This is a genomic window from Bacillus sp. ISL-47 (assembly GCF_018613175.1).
Classification (GTDB): domain Bacteria; phylum Bacillota; class Bacilli; order Bacillales; family Cytobacillaceae; genus Cytobacillus.
In genome coordinates this window covers 1-6,353 of sequence record NZ_JAGGQS010000040.1, presented here as the reverse complement: position 1 = coordinate 6,353, position 6,353 = coordinate 1, and the positions used below count along the sequence as shown (strand labels likewise).

Annotated in this window: 4 protein-coding genes; 2 read left to right on the top strand and 2 right to left on the bottom strand. The window is 43.1% G+C overall.

The window, feature by feature from the left end; all coding sequences use genetic code 11:
• Positions 1–19: 19 nt before the first annotated feature.
• Both uvsE and cls read right to left on the bottom strand, forming a co-directional pair.
• On the bottom strand, positions 20–976 hold the full coding sequence (gene uvsE / locus J7I93_RS13860; RefSeq protein WP_214726456.1) for a UV DNA damage repair endonuclease UvsE: 957 nt from the start codon (positions 974–976) through the stop codon (positions 20–22).
• Between the two features lie 30 nt (positions 977–1,006).
• Entirely contained in the window at positions 1,007–2,188 is a 1,182-nt protein-coding gene (gene cls, locus J7I93_RS13855) for a cardiolipin synthase (RefSeq protein ID WP_214726457.1), read from the bottom strand.
• A 324-nt stretch (positions 2,189–2,512) separates the two neighbouring features.
• Here cls and J7I93_RS13850 point away from each other — a divergent pair, with 324 nt between their 5' ends.
• On the top strand, positions 2,513–4,624 hold the full coding sequence (locus tag J7I93_RS13850; RefSeq protein ID WP_214726455.1) for a (Fe-S)-binding protein: 2,112 nt from the start codon (positions 2,513–2,515) through the stop codon (positions 4,622–4,624).
• A 357-nt stretch (positions 4,625–4,981) separates the two neighbouring features.
• Positions 4,982–6,169 (top strand): acetyl-CoA C-acetyltransferase, encoded by a 1,188-nt coding sequence (locus J7I93_RS13845; RefSeq protein WP_214726454.1) that lies wholly within the window; start codon positions 4,982–4,984, stop codon positions 6,167–6,169.
• The last annotated feature ends 184 nt before the right edge of the window (positions 6,170–6,353 follow it).

Below are 6,353 nucleotides of genomic sequence, written 5' to 3'. Positions count from 1 at the left end.
TTTTGTCCCAGCCTCTTTGTTATTTCCATTCAATCTCCGCGCCGCCAATCCTTTTTACGCCGCGAATGCTGCTGATTTCTTCTGTCAGCTTAAGGGCTGCTTTGTCCTTTGCCTTTGCTTCAATCATAAAGTCGATGTCCCGGTCAAAGGTTCTCAGCAAATCGAGAAGCGGCCTGATAAAGTCAAGATCTACATAGTCGGCGTGCGACCGGAAAGCTTTTTCGGATTTTGGTGATGAAATATGGATTTTCGGCTTCAAGCTGGTTTTTTCCCATGTCTGAAAAATTTCCGGGAGGAGTTCTTCCAAAGGCTGGTCTCCGGGATTGGCCATATGGTGATGATAATCAAACATAAGTGGAATATGTTCCTGCTGGCAGGCCAACAGCGTTTCATCCGTGTTATAGGTTTTATCATCGTTCTCCAGCGTCATTGCTACTTTAATATGGGAAGGCAGCATCTTTAGATTTTCATGAAAACGATCAATGGTTGCCAGCTTATCTCCATATGCACCGCCGATATGGATATTGATGATGCTTTCTTTTTCCACACCCATGGCTTCAAACATTCTGTAATGATACTCCATATCTTTGACGGCGTTCTTTGTTACTTCCTCCCGGGGTGATGTAAACAGGGTGAACTGGTTAGGGTGGAAGCTGACCCGCAGTTTATGTTTTTTAATAACCTCGCCAAGCTCCAGCCACTTTTCCTTAAAAGGTGTAACAAAATCCCATAATACTTCAGGATGGGTGGCAAGGGGGACGATGGAACTGGAGAGCCTATACAATTGAATTTCGTGTGCAATATTGTAATGCAGCATCCTTAACGTATTCTGCAGATTTTGAGCTGTGACTGTTTTTAGTTTTTCCAGCCTTTCTTCAGAGGGCATTTGCTGATAGCGGGTAAAGGTTAAAGTTCTGGCAGGGGAAGCTTCCCACAAGCTAATGGCGTGGGAAACATATCCTAAGCGAATCTTCATTTTGATGCACCTTCTTTTCCCCGGATCCCCTTAGAGGAAACTGGCCACCGTGCGGGCAAGCATCTCCTTAAATGTCCGAAAAGGATCCAGGCGGTTTAATTCTTTTAACGTTAATCTTTTCGCATTTTGAATGTCCTTATCTAAAACTGCTTGGACCTTTTGGATGAATTCCTTGTCATAAATAAAGCAATTGATTTCATAGTTTAAAAACAGGCTCCGTTTATCAAAATTGGCTGTTCCGACATCTGTGATTTCATTATCGATGATGATTGCCTTGGCATGATAAAAACCGTTTAAGTATTCATAAACATATGCACCTTGCTTTAGCAGCTTTCTTAAATAAAGATAAGAGGCTTCTTTTACAAGGACATGATCCGTCATGCAGGGTACAAGAATTTTAACAGTGACGCCTCGTTCCAATGCATGGCTTAAATCCTGGAAGAGTCTTTTACTGGGAATAAAATAAGGCGTGCCAATTGTAATCGATTGCTTTGCATGACGGATTATAGAGGAAAAGCTTTCTTCCAAAAAGGCCCCTTTATAGGCAGCCAGCTGATGTTTATATTTGCCCGAATGGAGTTCAGGAAAATAGATGCTGTTTGCCAGCAGGTCTGTCTTTGTTGCTTTGTACCAATCTGCAAGAAATTCTCTTTGCAGATCGTGAACACCTTCGCCTTGGAGTTTCAAATGGTAATCGCGCCAGGGTGTCAGCTTTGGATCTTTATTAATGTATTCTTTCCCGATATTAAAACCACCGCTATACCCGATCTTTCCGTCAATAACGGTAATCTTCCTGTGGTTTCTGGCTTGAAACGAATAGAAAAGAAAAGGCAGCTTGGGAACATGTGCGAAGGAAAATTTTATTCCGCTGCTTTTGAGATCTTTAACGGTTTTTCTCTTAACGGGAAAGCTGCCGGCCCAATCGAGAAGGAGGCGGACTTCAACCCCTTCCTTTGCTTTACCCTTTAGAATAGTTAAAAACTCCTCACTGATTTTATCATCCTTCACAATATAAAATAAAATATGGATATGCTTTTGGGCGTTTCTTATTTCAGAAAATAAGTCTTTAAATAAAGCAGGCCCGTCTGCAAACATCTCCATATCGCTCTGGCGGATTGGACAATTTGTTCGCTCAAGTTTTTTTAAATGATTTTTACGGCCCCATGTAAAATCGATATACATCCATAAAAAGAGGACGAGTAAAATGACCATGATGATATCCCAGACTGTCAAAACGCCATCTTCCTCTCAACAAGATTTCCTGTTAGTATTTCCTTCGTCTTCATTTCTATCATGGAATCTTTCGTTTATTGCAGGACTTTTTCCAAAACGAAGAGAAGTTATCTACATGTGGATAACAAAATAATTAAACTTTTCGAACAAGTTTATCGAAAAAGTGGTTGACTGAATGCTCATTCATAATATAATGGGAGTAAGAGATAAATTCAGAAAATTTTACTGTATTTTAAATTTTCTAAGGAGAATGAATTTGCACAAAAGTTGCTGGAATCATTTACGAAAGGAGCACTATGCCCAATGAACGGTCTATTATGGATTAACTTAATTGCATTCCTTCTTGTAACCGCTTACGCTGTCAGCCTGTTTGTCTATGTTGTCAAGACACGGATTGAATATATCAAGCTGGGCAAAAAGGTCGAATTTGACGGCAAAGTAAAAGAGCGCCTTGAAAAAATCTGGGTCAATGTGTTTGGACAGAAGAAGCTCTTAAAGGATAAGAAAAGCGGAATTATGCACGTCATGTTTTTCTACGGATTTCTTCTTGTCCAATTTGGTGCCATTGATTTTATTATCAAGGGAATTAAGCCTGGTGCACATTTGCCGCTGGGACCTTTGTATCCTGGCTTCACGTTCTTCCAGGAAATTGTGACCTTGATGATCCTTGTTGCAGTGATCTGGGCTTTTTACCGGCGTTATGTTGAAAAGCTTGTTCGCTTAAAAAGAGGATTCAAAGCAGGTCTCGTACTTATTTTTATCGGAGGGTTAATGCTCTCTGTTCTCCTTGGAAATGGGATGAGCATGATCTGGCATGGCCATGAAGGAACTTGGTCTGAGCCTGTCGCGTCTCTCATTGCAGGAGCATTTTCATGGATGGGTGAGACCGGAGCGATTGTTGTATTCTATATCTCCTGGTGGATCCATTTGCTGTTCCTATTAGCTTTCCTTGTGTACGTGCCGCAATCCAAGCACGCTCACTTAATCGCCGGACCGGCCAATGTTTATTTCAACCGTATGGATAACCCGGGAAAATTAAAAGCAATCGATTTTGAAGATGAATCACAGGAAAGCTTTGGTGTCGGGAAGATTGAAGATTTTACACAGCATCAAATGATTGATTTCTATGCATGTGTGGAATGCGGGCGCTGTACAAATATGTGTCCGGCTACAGGTACTGGTAAAATGCTTTCGCCAATGGATTTGATTATTAAATTGCGTGACCATTTAACAAACCACGGTGCTGCTGTAACATCCAAGCAGCCTTGGGTGCCAACTTTTGCTTTTTCAAACACGAAAGGCAATCAGATTGCGCTTGCAGCTGCAGGCCAAGGCGCTGAAGAAGCGGCGGCTGGCCTTGCATACAGCCCAAGCCTGATCGGCGAAGTCATCACAGAAGAGGAAATCTGGGCATGTACAACCTGCCGCAACTGTGAAGATCAATGTCCGGTTATGAATGAGCATGTGGATAAAATTATTGACCTGCGCCGTTACCTTGTTTTAACAGAAGGGAAAATGGACGCTGATGCACAGCGCGCCATGACGAATATCGAACGCCAGGGCAATCCTTGGGGACTGAACCGCAAGGAGCGCGAAGACTGGAGAGAGGCACGCGAGGACGTGCATGTGCCAACAGTGAAGGAAATGAAGAAGGCTGGAGAAGAGTTCGAATACTTATTCTGGGTTGGCTCAATGGGATCTTACGATAACCGCAGCCAAAAGATTGCTCTATCCTTTGCCAAGCTGTTAAATGAGGCAGGCGTTAAGTTTGCTATTCTTGGAAACAAGGAAAAGAACTCAGGTGACACGCCAAGACGTCTTGGTAACGAATTCTTATTCCAGGAGCTTGCGACTAAGAATATTGAAGAATTTGAAAAAAATGAAGTGAAGAAAATCGTTACAATCGACCCTCATGCCTACAACATTTTCAAAAATGAGTATCCGGATTTTGGGTTGGAGGCAGAGGTCTATCACCATACTGAGGTTCTTGCCAAGCTTGTAGAAGAAGGCAAACTGAAGCCGCAATATGCAGTGAATGAAACAATCACATTCCATGACTCTTGCTATCTTGGACGATACAACGAGGTGTACGATCCTCCGCGTGAAATCCTTAAGTCTATTCCAGGCGTTAAGCTTGTGGAAATGGAAAGAAACCGCGAAACCGGCATGTGCTGTGGAGCGGGCGGCGGCTTGATGTGGATGGAAGAAGAAACTGGCCACCGCATCAATGTATCACGTACAGAGCAGGCGCTGGCGGTTAACCCGTCCGTGATCAGCTCGGGCTGTCCTTACTGCTTAACCATGCTATCTGATGGAACAAAGGCAAAAGAAGTGGAAGAACAAATTCACACGTACGATGTTGCTGAAATTCTTGAAAAGTCTATTTTGGGTGAAAAACAGAATTTAGCTTCATAAGATAAATAATTTTAGTAGAAATTGAAGCACTAAAACGAAATCGTTTAAAGCATTTTAAGTCACTATTAAGCATATATGTATGTGACAGGAGAATGATTTTTATGAATTTTGTGTAAAGTGTTTCAATTTCTGCTATTTTTCTAGTAAAATAGAAAAGAGTAAAGCGCTTACAATTTTAAGTTGGCTAGAGATCTCGATTATCTCTTTTTGCGCGCCGTCTTTTCGAGCGAGCGTTCAGTCAACCCTTAGTACCTCCACATACATTTAACTTCAACAAGACCAACTGCAAAGATTCAATATTTTTTCTAAATAATTTTTTGAACATTTTAAATTAATAGTACAAAGGAGCGATTCTTTATGGGGAAAACCGTAATTCTTAGCGGAGCAAGAACACCTTTTGGAAAATTTGCCGGAGGGCTTAGCAGCTTTTCAGCTTCTGATCTTGGCGGTTTTGCAGTGAAAGAAGCATTGGACCGTGCCGGTGTAAAACCTGAAGAAGTAGACGAAGTGATTCTTGGAACCGTTCTTCAAGGCGGACAGGGACAAATCCCTTCACGCCAGGCTGCGAGAAAAGCAGGTTTGCCATGGGAGGTAAAAACCGAAACAATCAATAAAGTTTGTGCTTCCGGAATGCGCAGCGTGACGTTGGGCGACCAGATTATCCGGGCAGGGGACGAGGAAGTGATTGTGGCTGGCGGCATGGAGTCAATGAGCAATGCTCCTTACATATTGCCGAAAGCGCGCTGGGGCTTGCGCATGGGTGATTCAACAGTTAAGGATTTAATGGTTCATGATGGATTGAGCTGCAGCTTCACAGGAGTCCATATGGGAACGTACGGAAATTCAACAGCAAAAGAATTTGAAATCAGCCGTGAAGAGCAGGACAAATGGGCATTGAGAAGCCATGAACGAGCGATTGCAGCCATTGAATCCGGCAAATTGGCAGAGGAAATTGTCCCTGTAGAGGTTCCGCAGCGAAAAGGTGAACCTGTCGTTGTCGCTAAGGATGAATCGCCTCGTAAAGATACTTCATTAGAAAAGCTTGGTAAGCTTGGTTCGGTGTTCAATTCGGACGGAACGATTACGGCTGGCAATGCGCCAGGAGTTAACGATGGTGCAGCAGCATTGGTGCTCATGAGCGAAGATCGAGCAGAACGCGAAGGCAAAAAACCGAAAGCCTATATCCTCGGCCATACAGCTATCGCGGTTGAAGCAAAGGACTTCCCGCAGACTCCGGGACTTGTTATAAATGAGCTTTTGAAAAAGACAGGAAAAACGCTTGAAGAAGTGGACCTTTTTGAAATTAATGAAGCGTTCGCAGCAGTTGCCTTAACGAGCGGAAAAATTGCGAACCTGGATGAAGAAAAAGTGAACGTGAACGGTGGAGCAGTCGCATTGGGACATCCAATCGGCGCAAGCGGAGCGAGAATTATTTTAACCTTAATGCATGAATTAAAGCGCAGGGGCGGCGGAATCGGCATTGCAGCCATCTGCAGCGGCGGCGGACAGGGCGATGCCGTCATGATCGAGGTGCCGAAGCAGTAATTTAGAGCAGGATGGGTGTTTAACGGCCGATAGTGCAGATGCGAGGAATTATCGGACAAAAAGAAGATAAAGTCCATATAATTGTGTAAAAAAAAGAGTCATTTTATTCACTCTTGGCAACACTGTTTTCAACCACGAAAACCAATGAAAAGAGGAATATAATGACTCAGTTACAGTTTAACCT

What these genes read in the sequence shown, in the direction of transcription:
- uvsE (WP_214726456.1), bottom strand. Translation starts at nt 976, where the DNA reads ATGAAGATTCGCTTAGGATATGTTTCCCACGCCATTAGCTTGTGGGAA.
- cls (WP_214726457.1), bottom strand. Translation starts at nt 2,188, where the DNA reads ATGGTCATTTTACTCGTCCTCTTTTTATGGATGTATATCGATTTTACA.
- J7I93_RS13850 (WP_214726455.1), top strand. Translation starts at nt 2,513, where the DNA reads ATGAACGGTCTATTATGGATTAACTTAATTGCATTCCTTCTTGTAACC.
- J7I93_RS13845 (WP_214726454.1), top strand. Translation starts at nt 4,982, where the DNA reads ATGGGGAAAACCGTAATTCTTAGCGGAGCAAGAACACCTTTTGGAAAA.